The sequence below is a fragment of the Thermobifida fusca YX genome (assembly GCF_000012405.1).
Taxonomy (GTDB): domain Bacteria; phylum Actinomycetota; class Actinomycetes; order Streptosporangiales; family Streptosporangiaceae; genus Thermobifida; species Thermobifida fusca.
In genome coordinates this window covers 1,287,598-1,305,112 of sequence record NC_007333.1, presented here as the reverse complement: position 1 = coordinate 1,305,112, position 17,515 = coordinate 1,287,598, and the positions used below count along the sequence as shown (strand labels likewise).

Sequence of the window (17,515 nt, the reverse complement as noted above, 5' to 3'; positions counted from 1 at the left end):
GGGACGGCGACGTCTCAGGATGTGGCGTCGTCTGCAGCGGCGGTGGTACTGCTGCGAGGCGGGTCGGCAGGGTCGGAACCGTCCTCGGAGTCGGTGGATGTGTCGGATCCGGTCTGGTCCGGTTCCGTCTCAGCGGCAGCCGCTTCCGTGCCCAGGTCGCTGCCCGTGGGGGTCCACCGGGCGGCGAGCTCGGCGATCGCCGCAGCGGAAACGCTCTTGTTTTCGTACTGCTCTTGGGACGGCAGTGCGAAAGGCGGATTCCATTCGGCTGGTTCGCGGAAGGTGATCACGGCCGTCTCGTCGACGTCCGGATCAGTGTCGTCCGCAGGATCCGCCGGGGAGTCGTCGTGGTCGGCGCTGCCGGGCGCGGCGCCGTCGTCACCGGACGGATCGGATTCGGCGGTGTCAGCGCCGCCGCTGTCTGCGGCCTCGGACTCCTCGTCGCTGTCTGCAGTCTCGGAATCCGGTTCCGCGATGGCGGCGTCGACAGACGCGGTGTCCTCGGACTCGCCGTCGTCCGCTTCCGCGTCCCGCTCGGAGTCGACTGTCAGCTCCTCCGCAGCAGAGTCCGGGGTTTCCTCGCTGTCGGCTGCAGGACCGTCGGTGTCGACCGCGGTTGCCCCGTGCAGCTGGTCGGCGAGGACAGGGAGCTCCTGGGTGGCTTCCATATCCGGGGAATGCTCTGCCGCGCTGTCGTCGGAGTCGCTGTCGGAGCAGGGAGGTTCCGCGACAGTCTCCACGGGCGGGTTTTCGTCGACCGGGTCGTCGGTGTCGACCGGGTCGGTGTCCTCCGCCGTTCCCGCCGCACGGTCCTCCGGCTCGGAGGCTGGGACGGCCTCGACTGCGTCGTCGGCGTCCTCTTGGGATGCCGCGGCAGTGGGGGTGTCGTCCGCAGAGCTGCCGCTGCTGGATTCGGCGGATTCGTGCTGCTCCTCCTGGGGAGGCTCGGACAGCGTAGCGTCGCGTGCCTCCGCAGGGGGTGGAATGGATGCCTCCCGCACCGGTTCGGAAACCGGCGCGGGGACGGAGATCCCGACTACCGCGGTCCTGTCTCCGTCGTCCTGGACTGTCACGGGAGGGCTGCCGACGCTGGTGGTCGGGGCTGCCACCTGGCCGGTAGCCGCTGCCGTGCCCAGAGGCGGGACGGACGCCTTCCCCACATCGTCCGTCCGTACCGGTCCGGTCACGGCCCCGGGGAGTCCGGCACTCCGGTGATCGGGCAGTGACTCCGCACGGCCCGGCCCAAACAGGGCTTTCCTGTTGCGGACGAACTCCACCGCGAGCAGTACAGCGGCGAGCCCGCCGAGACCGAGCGCGATGTTGACCAGAGTCAGCTCTGCGAGGGCTAGTGCTGTGCCCATCACGACGAACGCCGCTATGACCAGCACCAGGCAGACGATGATCACCGGGTGAGCGCCTTACTTAGGAATCGAGAGAACGGACAGGACCGGGGTGACCGTCGACCGTCACTCAGTGGCGATCGTGCGGATCACCCGGGTGGTAGCCATGCGGTGCCGGTTCGGGTGACGCGAACGGGTTCGTGCTCCCCGTGCCCGGGTTGGTGTGCTGCAGCGACGGGCTACCTCCCGTGGGAGCAGACATGGTCTGGAAACCGCCCGTGGTGTTCGGGTTGTTGCCGTAGTCGGGCGCTCCCTCGTTGAGCTCCCGCAACTGCCGTTCGAAGTACTCCTTGAGCCGGCTGCGGTACTCGCGTTCGAAGTCCTTGAGCGCGGCGACCTTGTGCTCCAGCTCGTCGCGCTGCTGCACGAGCGAGCCCATGACCTGGCGGTGGCGCTCCTGGGCATCCCGATCAAGGTTCTCCGACCGGGCGCGAGCCTCGTTGATGATCTGCTCGGCCTGGCGGCGGGCCTTGCTGAGGATGTCCTCGGCCTCGTGGCGGGCCCGGCCCAGGGTCTCGTCGGCCTCGCGGCGGGCGTCCGAGATGGCCTGGTCAGCGGTCTGCTGTGCGAGAGCCAGCACCCGTGCCGCGGTGTCCATGTTGTCTTCGCCGCCGGGTAGGCCCATGGCGGCTGCCGGGGCAGGCTCAGGCTGCCGCATCGGCATTTCAGGCTGGGGGGCCTCCTGAGGAGCGGGGGGCTCCTGGGGCTGGAAGTCGTTCATTCCCGCAGGGGGAACCTTGCCGCGCAGGCACTCGGCGAGTTTGCCGCGCAGTTCCTCGTTCTCCTGGATCAGACGGTCGAGCTCAGCCTCAACCTCGTCGAGGAAGGCGTCGACCTCTTCTTCGTCGTATCCCGGTCGTAGCCGGGTTGTACTGAATTGCTTATTGCGTACATCCGCAGGTGTCAGCGGCATGTTCGTCTCCTTGGCGCGCTTGGACTCTGTCCGTAGGGACGCTACCTGATCGTGACCTTATGGCACTCCAGATCATGGTTAAGACGCATGTATTGGAACCGGAGCCTACCTTCCTGCCTCTCGGATCTTGCTACACGGTCATGACAGACGCCACGATCTGGAGGAGGATCATCACCACAAGGAACAGGATCATGAAGCTCAAGTCGAGTGCGACACTCCCCAACCGGATGGGTTTGATGAAGCGGCGCAGGAACTTGAGCGGTGGGTCCGTGATCGTATAGGTCGTCTCGGCCAAGACCAATACCAACCCGGCGGGCCGCCAGGATCGGGCATACATCTGAACCAGGTCGAACACCAACCGTCCGATCAGCGCGATCAGGAAGAGGTACAGGACGAAGATCAGAACGTTGCCGAGCACGACTTGGACGATGTTCACTCTCGTACTCCGGCTGCCTCGCTGGATGTGTGTGCTGCTCTAACTCTGATTGAAGAACCCTCGCTCCGCGATACGTGCCTTGTCTTCAGCGGTCACCTCAACATTAGCCGGAGACAACAGAAACACTTTATTCGTCACACGCTCGATGCTTCCGTGCAGGCCGAAGATCAAACCCGCCGCGAAGTCGACCAGTCGCTTAGCGTCGCTGTCGACCATCTCGGTGAGGTTCATGATCACCGGAATACCTTCACGGAAATGCTCTCCGATGGTACGCGCTTCGTTGTACGTGCGGGGATGGAGTGTCGTAATACGGGCGAGATCTGCGGTAGCGGGCGCCGGAGCGGGGGAACGTCGCTCATTTCGTGACGGAGAGTGATCAGAGGAATCCGTCACAGCATTGTTTCGAGAGTCGTCGCGGGGACTACGATTCCGACTGGGCCGCTCGTCGAGAGGCTCGTCGAAGTCCTCGAAGTCATCGTATTCGTCCGCGTAACGGTGATCGTAACGGTCGTCCTCCACGAGGCCGAGGTAGACCGCCATCTTGCGCAGCGCGCCGGCCATCTCTTGTCCTCCGTCGTCCCTGTGGTGATTCACCGCAGATGACTTGCCGATGGATTCGGTCCCCGTCCACCCCTGAGCGGAGGAGGGAACAGCGTATGCCCCAGGGTTCATCTGGGGACATTACCCCACGATCAACCTCCGATTGCCAAGCAACGCCGTACCTATTCTCAGATGTGTCGCTCCCCGCTCAATTGCGGCTTCTAGGTCTCCGCTCATCCCGGCGGAAATCACCGTGGCATGAGGGTAGCGAGCTTGGAGTTCCTCAGCGACCGTTTTAAGCCGGTCGAAGGCTTCTCGTGGATCACCCTGGCGCGGTGCGACGGCCATCACACCTCCCAGGGCAAGTCCTTCCTCGGCTTCCACTGCCTCCGCGAGGGCGGGCACGTCACCGGGGTCGGCACCGCCCCGGGGGCCTAGGACGCCCTGTTCGGAGTCGGGGTCCAGGTTGACTTGGATGAGGCAGGTCACCGTACGTTCCGCGGCGCGGACCCGGCGTCCCAGCTCAGTGACGAGCCGCATCCGGTCCACGGAGTGGACCACGTCAGCGTAGCGGGCCACCGAGCGGGCTTTGTTTGTCTGCAGTTGACCGACAAAATGCCAGGTGAGATCGAGATCACGGCATTCGGCTGCTTTCGGCGCCGCCTCCTGGTCGCGGTTCTCGCCGATGTCGCGGATACCCAGTTCCGCGAGAAGACGCACGTCAGAGGCCGGATACTGTTTGGTCACCGCGACGATGGTGATCTCCTCGGGCTTGCGTCCTGCCGCCGCGCAGGCGGCAGCGACCCGCTCGCGGACCCGTTCCAGGTTCGCGGCGAGCTCTGCGCGTCGTGCCTCCCCGCTCATGGGACCCTCCAGACATATCCGGCGAACCGTCCGGTGGTCGCGTCTCTGCGGTAGGAGAACAAGTCGGCGCTCTCCCGAGTACACCGACTGTCATGAGTGATATTCGTCACGCCCAAGTTCGTCAACTGTGCGGTGACTCCGGCTCGAATGTCTAGTCCTGGTGTGCCTTCCGCGGTTGTGCAGCGGGCTTCTGGAACCGTGCGGGCCACCCTGTCCTGCAGGTCGCGGGGCACCTCGTAGCAGCGGCCGCAGATCGCGGGCCCCAGGAGGGCAACACACCGCTCGGGGCGCGCCCCGTGCCGGGCCATCTCCGCCACCAGGGCAGGCACCACTCCCGCCGCCATGCCCGGGCGTCCCGCGTGCGCCGCGCCGATCACCCCGGCTGCGGCGTCCGCGACCAGCAGGGGCAGGCAGTCCGCCACCAGCACCGCCAAGGCGAGGCCTGCTTCCGGGGTGACGACTGCGTCGACGTCCCCCGCCTGGCCGGATCCGGTCACGGTCACCGCGGTGGCGCCGTGCACCTGGTTCATCCACACCACGCGGTCGGGGGAGATCCCGAACCCGAGGGCGGCCCGTCTCCGGTTCTCCGCCACCGCTGCAGGGTCGTCACCCACGTGGTCGCCCAGGTTCAGGGTCGCGTACGGCTCCCCGCTGACTCCTCCGGCACGGCCGGTGAATCCGGCGTGTATCCCGGGGGCCAACTCGACCACGGTGCCCGTCACGGGGAGCACCTCCTTATCCGATTCGTGGGGGAGCGAACGGTGCGGCCGGTCCGCGAGGACCGGCCCGGATGCGGCTATTTGAGGAAGTCGGGGACGTCGAGGTCGTCGCCTTCGTCGAAGACGACGCGGCGTCGCGGTGTGGGGATCTCACCGCTGCGGGAGAACGGGCTGTCGGAGACCCGGGGACGGGTGTACCCGCCCTCCCCTCCCATGGGGTAGAGGCCTCCGGGCCGGTAGGGCCGGTCTTCGTCCCGATTCGCCGGCGTGTCCTTGGTCTCCTTGGCCTCGCTGGCTGCCGCGCTGTCCGACTGCGGTTCCTCTGTTGCGGCCGGTTCCGCTGCCGTCTCAGCCCCGCTGTCCGGTTCCGTCGTGGGACGGGGGTCGCGCGCCAGGCTCGGCGTCGGCGGTTCGGAGCGGGGCGGCTCCACAGTACGCAGCGGCGGCGGAGGAGGCGGTGGCGGGGTGAACCGCTCTGGCGCCGCGGGCGTGGTCGGTGCGCTGACCGCACGGGAGGGGGTGGGGGATGGCGACTCCACCTGGGGTTCGTCGAACCCGGCGGCGATAACCGTGACCCGCACTTCGTCGCCGAGCGCGTCGTCGATGACCGCACCGAAGATGATGTTCGCCTCCGCGGCCGCGGAGTTGGCGACGAGCTGTGCTGCCTCGTTGATCTCGAACAGGCCGAGGTCGGAACCGCCTTGGATCGACAGCAGCACTCCGTGGGCGCCGTCGATGCTGGCTTCCAGCAGCGGCGAGGAGATCGCCATCTCGGCTGCTGCGACCGCGCGGTCGTCTCCGCGTGCCGATCCGATCCCCATGAGAGCCGAGCCCGCCCCGGACATGACCGACTTGACGTCGGCGAAGTCCAGGTTGATCAGCCCGGGGGTGGTGATCAGGTCGGTGATGCCTTGCACACCCGACAGCAGCACCTGGTCGGCGGCTTTGAAGGCGTCGAGGACGCTCACCTGCCGGTCCGAGATCGACAGGAGGCGGTCGTTGGGGATGACGATGAGCGTGTCTACTTCCTCACGCAGCATCGCGATCCCCGCCTCAGCCTGGGTGGCGCGCCGTTTGCCTTCGAAACTGAACGGGCGGGTGACGACACCGATGGTGAGCGCTCCAAGGGAGCGAGCGATGTTGGCGACTACCGGGGCGCCGCCCGTGCCGGTGCCTCCTCCCTCACCGGCGGTCACGAAGACCATGTCGGCGCCCTTGAGGACCTCTTCGATCTCTTCGCGGTGGTCCTCAGCCGCCTTACGCCCCACATCGGGGTTGGCGCCCGCTCCCAAACCTCGAGTAAGTTCACGGCCGACGTCCAGTTTCACGTCGGCGTCGCTCATGAGCAGCGCCTGAGCGTCGGTGTTGATGGCGATGAATTCGACGCCCTTGAGACCCTCTTCGATCATGCGATTGACGGCGTTGACACCGCCGCCGCCGATCCCGACGACTTTGATGACCGCGAGGTAGTTCTGCGGTGCTGCCACGACGAGGGGCCTTTCCGCTCGCTTCTTGCCAGCCGCGCCGCCCCTCCGGGAGGATCGGCCGTGGGGGACGTCCCTCCCGGAACCGGTTCGGCGCGAAAGCTGTCCGGTTCTGCTTGCTTCGTGGTTCCGGGCGCCTCCGGGGAGATGCCCGGGTGGGGCATGGACCGTGCGGGCACGTCCACGTCCCGCCCGCACCATCACTGTGGCACGGGAATGCTTGTCGTTATGTCAACTAAAGACTGTGCTTTCTGACAGTAAGCCGCCACCCTGGTAACGGGCAACTAACCACCGCTTCAGCCTATCGGCGTGTCGCGCACTTCGGTGTCGGATACGCCAGTAAGCGCACCGTCCATCCCGCCCTGGGCAGGCAGGGTTAGGAAGATCACCGGACCACCGCCACCCCTTCAGCGCTCACGTCGTAGTGGCGTCCCGGTTCAGGGGGATGCTGCGCCATGAGCACTTCCAGGGCGCGGGCCTTGTCCGCTGCCCGTTCGGTGTCTCCCCACATCGCTGTGGCCCCGGTGGTGAACTCCAGGGTGAGGCGGGCCCGGTCGGTCGCCACCACGGCTGCCACATCCGCGGCCAGAGCGTCGGGGAGTGCGGCAAGCACCAGCGCGCTGTCGGCCACCGCGGGGTTGCCTTCGACGTCGCCGGATACGTGGAGCAGCGGGTAGCCTTCCGGCTCCGCTTCGCTCTTCTCCACCCACACCCCTTCCCGGTCCACGAGGAGGTAGCCGCCGTCTGCTGCGGCCAGCGCGAAGACAGGGACGCGTTCGGTCACCGCGACACGGAGCGTGGCGGGCCAGCCGCGCTGCACGTCCACGGAGTCCACGAGGCGTAGTTCGGACACTCGCGCCGCCACAGCGTCGGTGTCCACCCGGGCCAGCGGGGTCCCCGGGGTCACATCCACGGCCGCCAGCACTTCGGTCTCCGCGAGGCGGTCCAGGCCGGTGACCTCAATCTGGCGGACGGCGAGCAGGCGCGAGCCGAACAGCACCCACAGCACTGCCCCGACCAGGCCGCTCACCAGCAGGATGATGAAGGCGGCCTGCCACGGGTCCGGCCGGGACGCGCCCTCGTCGGAGACCGCTGCGCTGCTCCGCTCTTCGACCGTCACCCTCCTCCCTCCGCTCCCCGGTGGTCGACTGCGGCAGCATACCGCGGCGCCCGCGCCGGGCCCGGCTTATCCGAGGGCTTCGACGATGCGCGGGCCGAGCTCCGTCACGTCCCCGGCGCCCATGGTCAGCACGATGTCGCCTGGCTGCGCCACCGACACCACGCATTCGACCGCGGCGTCGCGGTCGGGACGGTAGTAGACCCGGTCGTGGCCGATGCGCTCGGTGATCAGCTCGGCGGTGACCCCCGGCTCGGGGTCTTCGCGGGCAGCGTAGATCCCGAGGACGACGACCTCGTCCGCCTTGGTGAGCGCGGCAGCGAACTCTTCGGCGAAGATGCGGGTCCGGCTGTACAAGTGGGGCTGGAACAGCACCACGATCCGGCCGGCCTTCCCGCCCTTGGCGGCCTGCGAGTCGAGTGCGGCGCGTGCGGCGTCCAAATCGGCGGCGATCTCGGTGGGGTGGTGGGCGTAGCTGTCGTAGACGCTCACCCCGTTCGCTTCGCCCTTGAATTCGAAGCGGCGGGCCGCCCCCGCGAATTCGGCGAGTCCTTCCACCGCGACTTCAGGGTCGTAGCCGATGGTGTCGGCGACAGCGACAGCGGCAGCGGCGTTGAGCGTGTTGTGCCGGCCGGGCAGGGGAAGGGTGCAGTGCACCGGGTCCCCGGTGGGCGGGTCGATGGTGAACATCGTGGTGAACCCGTCCACGGTGATGTCGCGGACCCGGTAGTCGGCCGTGTCGGCTTCGCCGTAGGTGAGGACTTTCAGCCCCCGCTGGCGGGCGACCTCGGCGACCCGGCGCGCCCCCGGGTCGTCCACCCCTACCACCACGGTTTCGGACACGCGGCCGATGAATGCGGCGAACTTGTCGTGGATCTCTTCCAGGTCGCCGTAGTTGTCCAAGTGGTCGGCTTCGACGTTGGTGATCACCGCGACGCGGGGCGAAAGCATGAGGAAGGAGCCGTCGCTTTCGTCGGCCTCCACCACGATGATGTCGTCCGCGCCCGCATCAGCGCCGAGCCCGGTGGTGACCAGCTGCCCGCCGATGACATACCCGGGCATGGCCCCCAGGTGCTGCAACACCACGGTGATCATGGACGTGGTGGTGGTCTTGCCGTGGGTTCCCGCGACGGCGACCCCGCAGCGGCCCAGCAGCAGTGCGCCGAGGGCCGCGGCGCGCGGCAGGATGCGCAGGTTGCGGGCGCGTGCTTCCACGAGCTCCGGGTTGGTGTCGCGGATCGCGGAGGAGACGACGACCGTGTCGGCGTCCCCCACGTGCTCGGCGGCGTGGCCGACGTGGACGGTCGCGCCGAGCTCCTCCAGTTCCCGGAGCAGGGCGCTGTCCCGTGCGTCACTGCCGGACACTTCCACGCCGCGCTGCAGCAGCACGCGCGCGATTCCGGACATGCCCGCGCCCCCCATGCCGATGAAGTGGACGCGGCCCAGCTTGTCGACTTCGACCGGTTCGGTCGGTTCGACCAGGCTCATCGGGTGTCCCCCGATTCCTCCGAATAGTCGATGGGCATCTCTGGAGTCGGCCGTTCCCCGCGGGCGATCGCGATGACCTCGCGGGCCAGCGCCATGTCGGCGTCCCGGCGTCCCAGCCGCGCCGCGGCCTCCGACATGGCCACGATTCGATCAGTGTCTGTGAGCAGCGGGATGAGGTGCTCTCTGATCCAGTCGCGGCTCAGCTCCGAGTTGGCGACCATGAGGCCGCCGCCCGCCTGCACGATCGGTTCAGCGTTGAGCCGCTGCTCCCCGTTACCGATCGCGAGCGGGACGAACACGGCGGGCAGGCCCACCGCGGTCAGTTCCGCACAGGTGAGCGCCCCCGAGCGGCACATGGCGATGTCGGCCGCTGCGTACGCGAGCTCCATCTCGTCGACGTAGGGCACCACCACGTAGGGCACGCCGCCCCGAGTGCGGTCTTCGGGGCCGTCCGCGTTCTTGGGGCCGACCACGTGCAGCACCTGGATGCCTGCCTGGTAGAAGTCTTCGGCGCTGTCGAAAGCGGCCTGGTTGATGGCCTGGGCCCCCTGGGAGCCGCCGAAGATCAGCAGGGTCGGCAGGTCGGGGCGGAGCCCGAACTTGGAGCGGGCTTTGTCGCCCACAGCGAGCCGGTCCAGGTTGGAGATCCGGGTCCGCAGGGGGATGCCGATGTAGCGGCCGTTGCGGATCTCCGTGTGCGGATGCCCGGTGAACACGTGGGGGGTGAGCCGGGCGCCGAGCCGGTTGGCCAGGCCGGGCAGCGGGTTGGCTTCGTGGACCACAATCGGGATGCGGCGACTGCGTGCAGCCAAGTATCCCGGGGTGGCCACGTAGCCGCCGAAACCGACCAGGATGTCGGCCTGGACACGGTCCAGGTGCTTGGCTGCGGTGCTGATCGCGTTGGCCAGCCTGCCGGGGACGGAAAGCAACTGGGGGGTGAGCTTCCGGGGCAGCGGGACAGCGGGGATCTCCGCCAGTTCGTAGCCCCGCATGGGGACGAGCCGCTGCTCCAGTCCTCGCTTCGTACCCAGGCACAGCACCTGGGTGTCAGGGTTGATCCGCCGTAGCGCATCGGCCAGTGCCAGTGCGGGTTCCACATGTCCGGCCGTGCCGCCGCCGGCGAGGACTACCCTCATCGTCGCCGATTCCTCCTCGCTTGAACCTGCGTCGGGCGTGTCTTAGGAGCCCGGTCAGCGCCTGGGGCTGTGCGGCCCGCGCTGTTACCCAGGCCAAGCCAGCTTAGAGCCCTTTGGGGGTATGTAGGGCCTCGAGCACTGAGTGCGCTGCGTGCGGCGGGCTCGTTCCGGGCTAGCGCCAGTAGGACCCCCATGCCCAACATTGTGGGGATGAGTGACGATCCCCCGGCTGAAACGAAGGGTAGCGGGATGCCCGTCACCGGGAGCACCCCGATGACCGTGCCGATGTTGACCATCGCCTGCACACAGATCCACGTGGTGATCGCCACCGCGGACAGTCGGACGAACGGGTCGGTGGTCCGGGCCGCGACCCGCAGCCCCGAGTAGCCAAGAACCCCGAAAAGCCCGATCACCAGCAGCGTACCGAGCAGGCCGAACTCTTCGCCGATGATGGCGAAGATGAAGTCGCTCTCCGGGTGGGGCAGGTGGCCCCACTTCTCTCGGCTCGCCCCGATACCGACGCCCAGGAGGCCGCCGGTGCCCAGCGCGTACAGGCCGTGCAGCAACTGGTAGCCGCTGTTGAACGGGTCGGCTTCCGGGTTGAGGAAGGCGGTGAGGCGTTTCAGCCGGTAGGGTTCGACCGCGATCATGATGGCGACCAGGAGTCCGACGAGGCCGACCACTCCGAAGAACAGGCGGCCGGGGGCGCCGATGATCCACAGCAGCGCCACGAGGACAGCCATCAGCACGAACGAGGTGCCCAGGTCGCTGCCCATGAGGACGAGCAGCACCAGGATTCCGCAGACGGGCAGCAGCGGGACCAGCAGGTGCCGCCATTCGGTCAGTTCCCGGAGTTCTTCTTTGCGGGCCAGCAGGTTCGCTCCCCACAGCGCGAAGGCGAGCTTGGCTGGTTCGGACGCCTGCACGGTGATCCCGCCGATGTTGAGCCAGCGGGTGGCCCCGTAGTATTCGACTCCGCGGAACGTGGTGATCACCAGGAGCACGATGGACACCAGGAGCAGCGGTCCGCCGAGCAGCCGCAGAGTCCGCGGAGGCAGCCGGGAGGCCAGCAGCATCAGCGGGATGCCGATGAGCGCGGCAACCGCCTGCTTCAAGAAGAGGGAGAACGCGGAGCCGGTCTCGGTGTAGGAGTCGACCATGGAGGAGGACAGCACCATGACCAGGCCGAGCACGATGAGCAGGACGCTGCTGCCGACCAGCAGGTAGTAGGAGGTCAGGGGACGGTCCAGCAGCCGGGTGAACTCCTTGACCCGGCTGAGCACGGCGCCGTCCGTCTTCGCGTTCCGCGTTCTTCTGCGCGCGCCGGCGCCTCTTCCCCCCGTAGCCGAGGAAACCGGTGTGGTGGCCGCCATGTCCCTCCTCCCTCCCACGCCGCCTGAGCACTCCATGGGGTGCGTGATGCACCGTGCTGCACCAGTTTGGCGGTTAGCAGGGCCGAGGACATGCACATAACCGGCGTGTTGGGGTTTTTTCTGACTCCATGTCTTCGCAGACGCACCGGCCCGCCAAAAAGTTCACGGGTTTTCGGCGGGGCCGGTGGCGGTTGAGGGTTCAGCCGGCGAGTGCACGGACTTCTCGGGCGAACGCTTCACCCCGTTCGATGTAGTTGGTGAACATGTCCATGGAGGCTGCTGCGGGGGCGAGGAGCACGGTGTCGCCTTTCTGGGCGAGCCGGGCCGCGGCGGCCACCACTTCAGCCATGGCGCCTTCGTCGGTGCGGGCCACGTCCACGACAGGCACGTGGGGGGCGTGCGTGTCGAGCGCTTCCCGCAACTGGTGCCGGTCGGCGCCGAGCAGGACGACGCCGCGCAGCCGGCTCGCGGCCTGCCGCACCAGGCCGGTGACGTCGGCGCCTTTGAGGAGGCCGCCGGCGATCCACACCACCGAGGGGTAGGCGGCCAGCGAAGCGGCGGCGGCGTGCGCGTTCGTCGCTTTGGAGTCGTCGACGTAGTCGACCCCGTCGATGGTGGCCACGTGGGCGATGCGGTGCGGTTCGGGCTGGAAGTTCCGCAGTCCGGTGCGCACCGCCTCCGGGGCGACGCCGATCGACCGGGCGAGTGCGGCGGCGGCCAGCGCGTTCGCCACGTTGTGCGGTGCGCGGGGGGTGACGTCGGCCAGGGTGGCGAGTTCGGTGGCCTCGGTGCGCGGGTTGGCGACGAAAGCGCGGTCGACGAGCAGGTCCTCGACGAGTCCGAGTTCTCCGGCGCGCGGCACGTCCAGGCTGAATCCGACGAGCGGTGCAGCGGGGTCGCCGTGGGTTTCGGCGAGCTCGCGCAGCGCAGGGTCGGCGGCGTTGACGATGCGGATGGTGCCGGCGCCGTAGACCTTGGCCTTGGCGGCCGCGTAGGGTTCCATGCCTCCGTGCCAGTCCAAGTGGTCGGGGGCGAGGTTGATGATCGCGGCCGCGTGCGGCTGCACGGTGGCGGACCAGTGGAGTTGGAAGCTGGAGAGTTCCACGGCGAGGATGTCCCAGCGGTCGGGGCCGTCGGCGAGCGCCGCGTCGATGACGGGGGTGCCCACGTTGCCGACGGCGAGGGCGCGCCGCCCGTCGGCCCGCAGCATCGCTTCGAGCATGCGCACCGTGGTGGTCTTGCCGTTGGTGCCGGTGACGGCCAGCCAGACCTGGCCGGCGGGGCGGAGCCGCCAGGCCAGTTCGACGTCGCCGATCACCTCGACCCCGGCGTCGGCCGCCGCGACCAGGACGGGCGCGTCGGGCCGCCAGCCGGGTGAGGTGACGACGAGGTCGGTTCCCGCGGGGAGTGTGGTGGGCTCACCGAGTTCCACGGTGGCGCCGAGTTCTCGCAGGGTGCGGGCGCGTTCCCGGTTCACGTCGTCGTCGCGGCCTTCCACGACGGTGACGTGCGCCCCGTGTTTCAGCAGTGCTCGGGCGACAGGGGGTCCGGAGACCCCCAGTCCTGTGACGCAGACCCGGCGTCCCCTCAGCTCCATCGCGGTGTCACTCATCGCTTATCGAGGCATCCATTCCAGGTAGAACAAGGCCATCGCTGCGGCGACGAACAGCCCTTGAATGATCCAGAACCGGATCACGATCGTGGTTTCGGCCCACCCTTTCAGCTCGAAGTGGTGCTGGAGGGGCGCCATGCGGAACACCCGTTTCCCGGTGAGGCGGAAGGAGCCGACCTGGATGATCACCGAGGCGGTGATGAGGACGAACAGACCTCCGATGACCAGCAGCAGCAGCTGGGTGCGGGTGGTGATGGCCAGTCCCACGAGCAGGCCGCCGAGCGCGAGCGAGCCGGTGTCGCCCATGAAGATCTTGGCGGGGGGTGCGTTGAACCAGAGGAAGGCGATGCACCCGCCGAGCGCGGCTGCGGCGACCACGGCCAGGTCGAGGGGGTCGCGCACCGTGTAGCAGTTGGGCTCCAGGGCGTTGATGCAGCTCTGGCGGAGCTGCCAGTTGCCGATGATGACGTAGGCGACGAGGGAGAGGATGGTCGCTCCGGTGGCCAGGCCGTCGAGGCCGTCGGTGAGGTTCACCGCGTTGGAGGTGGCCACGATCAGCAGCAGCGCCCAGATCACGAACAGCCACACGGCCATGGGGGGACCGAAGTCGCGCAGCAGGGACAGGTGGGTGGAGCCCGGCGTGTAGGTGTAGGAGTTGGGGAACATGGTGACGCCGATGGCGAACCCTACGCCCACGATGATCTGGCCGAGCATTTTCGCACCGCTGCGCAGGCCCAGGCTGCGGCGCTTGTAGATCTTGATGAAGTCGTCGAGGAATCCTACGCAGCCCAGCCCGACGAACAGGAGGATCACCAGCACGCCGGAGACGGTCGGCGGTGTCATGGTGACCGCGTGCGCGCCGAAGTAGCCGACGACCGTGCCGAAGATGATGGCGATACCGCCCATGGTGGGCGTGCCCTGCTTGGTCTTGTGGCCTTGCGGACCGTCGTCGCGGATCTCTTGTCCAAACTTGAACCGGTAGAGGATCCTGATCAGAGGGGGCAGGAGGAGGAAGGAGACCAGCAGGGAGATCCCCGCAGCTGCGATGATGCCGGTCATTCAGCCGCCTCCACATCGATCAGCTGCTCGGCTACCTGCTCCAGCCCAGCCACTCGTGATCCCTTCAACATGACGATGTCCTTGGGTCTGAGACGCTCTTTGAGCACCGCGACCGCCTCGGTCACGTCGGCGACCGTGACGGTCTCCCCTTTCCAGTCGGCAACGGAGGCGGCGCCGTCCGCGATGCTCGCGGCCTGCTCTCCGACGGTGATGAGGACGTCCACTCCGCTTTCGGTCACCAGCCGTCCGATCCGTTCGTGTTCGGTCCGGTGCGCGGAGCCGAGTTCGGCCATGTGGCCGAGGACCGCGAAAGCGCGGCGGCCGGAGGCCAGCGTCGCCAGGGTGCGCAGTGCCGCACTCATGGATTCGGGGTTGGCGTTGTAGGCGTCGTTGACGATGGTTACGCCGTCAGGCCGCTCGGTGACCTCCATGCGCCAGCGGCTCACCGGTCCGGCTTCGCTCAGTGCCGCGGCGATAGCGGTGACCGGTTCGCCGAGTTCGCGGAGGACTGCGGCGACGGCCAGGGCGTTGTGCACTTGGTGGGTGCCGACGAGCCGCAGACTCACGGGGGCGGTGTCCTCGCCGATGGCGAGGGTGAAGCGAGGACGCCCGCGTTCGTCTAGGGCGATGCCTTCAGCCCGCACGTCGGCGTCGGGGGCCAGGCCGTAGCTCACGACTCGCGCTGCGGTGCGCGAGGCCATGCCGATGACGGCGTCGTCGTCGGCGTTGAGGACGGCGACCCCTCCTTGCGCGGCCGCGGGAAGCGCTTCCACGAGTTCGCCTTTGGCCTGGGCGATGGTGTCCCGGCTGCCGAACTCGCCCATGTGGGCGCTGCCGACATTGAGCACGACTCCGATGCGTGGCGGCGCGATCTGGCACAGGTGCGCGATGTGTCCCACGCCGCGCGCGGCGACCTCCAACGCGATGAAACGGGTGGTCTGGTCCGCCCGCAACACGGTGAGCGGATGACCGATTTCGTTGTTGAACGATCCCGGGGGCGCGACGGTGGGGCCGATCCGCTGCAGCGTCTGAGCGAGCAGGTCTTTTGTCGTGGTCTTCCCCGACGACCCGGTGACGCCGATGATGTCCGCGTCGGGGAGTTCCGCTACGACCGCGCGCGCCAGCTTCGCCAGTGCCGCTACTACCGCGTCGTCGCCGCCGTCGACGAGCAGATGGGGCGCGTCCACGGGGCGGGAGCACAGAACGGCTGTCGCTCCGGCTCTGACCGCGGCCTCAGCGAAGTCGTGGCCGTCGACACGGCTGCCTCGCAAGGCAACGAACAGCGAACCAGGAGCGGCCTCCCGCGAGTCGATGACCACCGGGCCGTCGACAGTGTCCGTGGGCTGCGCCGATCCGCGTAGTCGTGATCGGGTGATCTTGGCGATCCGATCGAGCGTCAGCGCGATCAAATCCACTCCTCATGTCGGGCCCGGTCCACCACGCTGGAAGCGTCGTGATTGCCAGTGAACAGCGTGCGAGAAATGGGGATGCTGCCCAAAAGCCGCGAAAGCGGCATGCGGACGCCACGGTGCCGGGCTGAGAATTGCCGCACCTAACCTTAGAACAAGATCGCCCACCCGGGTTGCGCTCAGACCCGAATGTGGCATGAGTGAGATCCGTTTTGAACCTTAACGCCGAAAAAACCGGCAGGGTGGGGAAGTGTCCGACACGCCGTCCGCGCGTGGCGAACGGCAGCGGGCTGCGGGCCCTCACGCGGAGTCCCCACCCGCGCCGGCGTCATTCCCTTGCGGGGTCTGCGCAGGTCAGTCGGTGTCGAGTCGGGCGCGGATCGCTTCGCGGAGCACGTCCCGGTCGTCGAAGGGGAGGATGCGGTCCCCCACGTGCTGGCCGCGTTCGTGCCCTTTGCCGGCCACGACCACGACGTCTCCGGGCTGGGCACGGGTCACGGCCAGTTCGATCGCGGTCCGCCGGTCCGGTTCCACGGTGATGCGGGCGCGCTGCGCGACAGGCACTTTCGCCACGCCTTCAAGCATGCTGGTGATAATGGTGACCGGGTCTTCGCTGCGCGGGTTGTCGTCGGTGAGGATGACCGCGTCGGCCAGGCGGGCCGCTGCCTCGCCCATGAGCGGGCGTTTCCCCCGGTCGCGGTCGCCGCCGCAGCCCACGACGATGGTGAGGCGCCCTTCGGTGATGGGGCGCAGCGATGTGAGAACCGCCTCAATCGCCCCGGGTTTGTGCGAATAGTCGACGATGGCGGTGAAGTCCTGTCCTTCGTCGACCCGTTCCATGCGGCCCGGCACGCCGCGGGCCGCGGCCACGCCTGCCACCGCGGTGGGGAGCGGCACTCCCGCTTCGATGAGGGCGACGATCGCGGCCATGGCGTTGGCGACGTTGAACGGGCCCGGCAGCCGCACGGAAGCGTCCATGGCCATGCCTCCGGGGCCGACCACCCGGAACCGGCTGCCGCCCGCTTCGAGCACGACGTCGGTGGCATACCAGTCCGCTGCCGTGTCGCCGGTGGCGGAGAACGTGGTGACGGGGATCGCGCCCTGTTCGGTGATCCGGTCGATGAGGGTCCGCCCGAAGGAGTCGTCCCGGTTGACCACGGCGACTTTGGCGAATTCGGGAGTGAACAGCCGCGCTTTGGTTTCGAAGTAGTCGTGCAGGTCGGCGTGGAAGTCCAAGTGGTCCTGGGAGAGGTTGGTGAACACGGCGACGTCGTAGCGCACTCCGGCCACCCGGCCCAGGGCCAGGGCGTGGCTGGAGACTTCCATGGCGGCGCCGGCCACGTCGCGCTCCCGCATGAGGGCGAACAGGCCGTGCAGTTCGGTGGCCTCCGGGGTGGTCAGGGAAGAGTCGATGCGCTCGTCGTCGACCCGGATCTCCACGGTGCCGACCAGACCGGTGCGCATTCCTGCCTCGCGCAGCCCGGATTCCACCAGGTAGCTGACCGTGGTCTTGCCGCTGGTTCCGGTGGTGCCGATGAGCAGCAGTTCCCGAGCCGGATGGCCGTAGATCCAGGCGGCCACGTCCCCGAGCCGGGAGCGGGGGTCGGGCACGGTGATGACGGGCAGCCGGGTGGCGGCGGCGCGGTCGTATCCAGCGGGGTCGGTGAGCACAGCCGCCGCGCCGGCGCGGGCTGCCTGGGCGGCGAATTTAGCGCCGTGGACACGCTGCCCTTGGACGGCCACGTACAGGTCCCCGGGGCGTACCGCGCGGGAGTCGTGGGTGACACCGGTCACCACCACCGAGTCCACGCTGCTGGCCTGTTCGAGGTCAGTAGCGGCAGGGGTGGGCGCGGTGCCCAGGGGCGGCTCCGCGGGGTCGACACAAGTAACGAAGGCGTCCGGTCCGAGCAGTGGGACGAGTTCGGAGAGCAGACGTGGCTGGACGTGTTCGGGTCGCATTACGGG

15 protein-coding genes are annotated in these 17,515 nt (G+C 68.2%); all 15 read right to left on the bottom strand.

The genetic code is table 11. The features are described from left to right. Positions 1-14: 14 nt before the first annotated feature. The 15 genes from TFU_RS05590 to TFU_RS05520 all read right to left on the bottom strand — a co-directional run bounded on the left by TFU_RS05590 (position 15) and on the right by TFU_RS05520 (position 17,509). Positions 15-1,406, bottom strand: coding sequence for a hypothetical protein (locus TFU_RS05590; RefSeq protein WP_011291566.1), 1,392 nt, complete (start codon positions 1,404-1,406; stop codon positions 15-17). 64 nt (positions 1,407-1,470) lie between these two features. Next, the gene (locus tag TFU_RS05585) at positions 1,471-2,313 is read right to left on the bottom strand and encodes a DivIVA domain-containing protein (RefSeq protein WP_011291565.1); all 843 of its coding nucleotides are present in this window, start codon (positions 2,311-2,313) and stop codon (positions 1,471-1,473) included. A gap of 130 nt (positions 2,314-2,443) precedes the next feature. Then, positions 2,444-2,749: a YggT family protein gene (locus TFU_RS05580; RefSeq protein ID WP_011291564.1), complete on the bottom strand. Its 306-nt coding sequence runs from the start codon at positions 2,747-2,749 to the stop codon at positions 2,444-2,446. Positions 2,750-2,788: 39 nt separating this feature from the next. After that, positions 2,789-3,310, bottom strand: a complete 522-nt coding sequence (locus TFU_RS05575; protein ID WP_038043538.1) for a cell division protein SepF — start codon at positions 3,308-3,310, stop codon at positions 2,789-2,791. 120 nt (positions 3,311-3,430) lie between these two features. Next, entirely contained in the window at positions 3,431-4,153 is a 723-nt protein-coding gene (locus TFU_RS05570; RefSeq protein WP_011291562.1) for a YggS family pyridoxal phosphate-dependent enzyme, read from the bottom strand. Further along, a complete protein-coding gene (gene pgeF, locus TFU_RS05565; RefSeq protein ID WP_011291561.1) occupies positions 4,150-4,875 on the bottom strand; it encodes a peptidoglycan editing factor PgeF in 726 nt (241 codons plus the stop codon). The genes TFU_RS05570 and pgeF overlap by 4 nt, the downstream gene beginning before the upstream one ends. 74 nt (positions 4,876-4,949) lie before the next feature. Next, positions 4,950-6,359, bottom strand: coding sequence for a cell division protein FtsZ (gene ftsZ, locus TFU_RS05560; RefSeq protein ID WP_011291560.1), 1,410 nt, complete (start codon positions 6,357-6,359; stop codon positions 4,950-4,952). A 382-nt stretch (positions 6,360-6,741) separates the two neighbouring features. Then, entirely contained in the window at positions 6,742-7,476 is a 735-nt protein-coding gene (locus TFU_RS05555; RefSeq protein ID WP_011291559.1) for a cell division protein FtsQ/DivIB, read from the bottom strand. 66 nt (positions 7,477-7,542) lie between these two features. Further along, complete coding sequence (gene murC, locus TFU_RS05550; RefSeq protein ID WP_011291558.1) at positions 7,543-8,961, bottom strand: UDP-N-acetylmuramate--L-alanine ligase; 1,419 nt, start codon at positions 8,959-8,961, stop codon at positions 7,543-7,545. Beyond that, a complete protein-coding gene (murG, locus tag TFU_RS05545) occupies positions 8,958-10,097 on the bottom strand; it encodes an undecaprenyldiphospho-muramoylpentapeptide beta-N-acetylglucosaminyltransferase (RefSeq protein WP_011291557.1) in 1,140 nt (379 codons plus the stop codon). The genes murC and murG overlap by 4 nt, the downstream gene beginning before the upstream one ends. Beyond that, complete coding sequence (gene ftsW, locus TFU_RS05540; protein WP_011291556.1) at positions 10,094-11,470, bottom strand: putative lipid II flippase FtsW; 1,377 nt, start codon at positions 11,468-11,470, stop codon at positions 10,094-10,096. The genes murG and ftsW overlap by 4 nt, the downstream gene beginning before the upstream one ends. Positions 11,471-11,669: 199 nt before the next feature. Further along, a complete protein-coding gene (murD, locus tag TFU_RS05535) occupies positions 11,670-13,082 on the bottom strand; it encodes a UDP-N-acetylmuramoyl-L-alanine--D-glutamate ligase (protein WP_041427854.1) in 1,413 nt (470 codons plus the stop codon). Positions 13,083-13,085: 3 nt separating this feature from the next. Further along, positions 13,086-14,141: a phospho-N-acetylmuramoyl-pentapeptide-transferase gene (gene mraY, locus TFU_RS05530; RefSeq protein WP_011291554.1), complete on the bottom strand. Its 1,056-nt coding sequence runs from the start codon at positions 14,139-14,141 to the stop codon at positions 13,086-13,088. After that, positions 14,138-15,550 carry a UDP-N-acetylmuramoyl-tripeptide--D-alanyl-D-alanine ligase gene (gene murF / locus TFU_RS05525; protein ID WP_011291553.1) on the bottom strand — a complete coding sequence of 471 codons (1,413 nt, stop codon included), beginning with the start codon at positions 15,548-15,550 and terminating at the stop codon, positions 14,138-14,140. Before murF ends, mraY begins: the two co-directional genes overlap by 4 nt. 354 nt (positions 15,551-15,904) lie before the next feature. Next, positions 15,905-17,509, bottom strand: coding sequence for a UDP-N-acetylmuramoyl-L-alanyl-D-glutamate--2,6-diaminopimelate ligase (locus TFU_RS05520; protein WP_011291552.1), 1,605 nt, complete (start codon positions 17,507-17,509; stop codon positions 15,905-15,907). Between the last annotated feature and the right edge of the window lie 6 nt (positions 17,510-17,515).

Bases quoted from the DNA above. Each gene is read 5' to 3' on its own strand.
- TFU_RS05585 (WP_011291565.1), bottom strand. From the start codon at position 2,313: ATGCCGCTGACACCTGCGGATGTACGCAATAAGCAATTCAGTACAACC.
- TFU_RS05575 (WP_038043538.1), bottom strand. From the start codon at position 3,310: ATGGCCGGCGCGCTGCGCAAGATGGCGGTCTACCTCGGCCTCGTGGAG.
- TFU_RS05570 (WP_011291562.1), bottom strand. From the start codon at position 4,153: ATGAGCGGGGAGGCACGACGCGCAGAGCTCGCCGCGAACCTGGAACGG.
- murC (WP_011291558.1), bottom strand. From the start codon at position 8,961: ATGAGCCTGGTCGAACCGACCGAACCGGTCGAAGTCGACAAGCTGGGC.
- murG (WP_011291557.1), bottom strand. From the start codon at position 10,097: ATGAGGGTAGTCCTCGCCGGCGGCGGCACGGCCGGACATGTGGAACCC.
- ftsW (WP_011291556.1), bottom strand. From the start codon at position 11,470: ATGGCGGCCACCACACCGGTTTCCTCGGCTACGGGGGGAAGAGGCGCC.
- murD (WP_041427854.1), bottom strand. From the start codon at position 13,082: ATGAGTGACACCGCGATGGAGCTGAGGGGACGCCGGGTCTGCGTCACA.
- mraY (WP_011291554.1), bottom strand. From the start codon at position 14,141: ATGACCGGCATCATCGCAGCTGCGGGGATCTCCCTGCTGGTCTCCTTC.
- TFU_RS05520 (WP_011291552.1), bottom strand. From the start codon at position 17,509: ATGCGACCCGAACACGTCCAGCCACGTCTGCTCTCCGAACTCGTCCCA.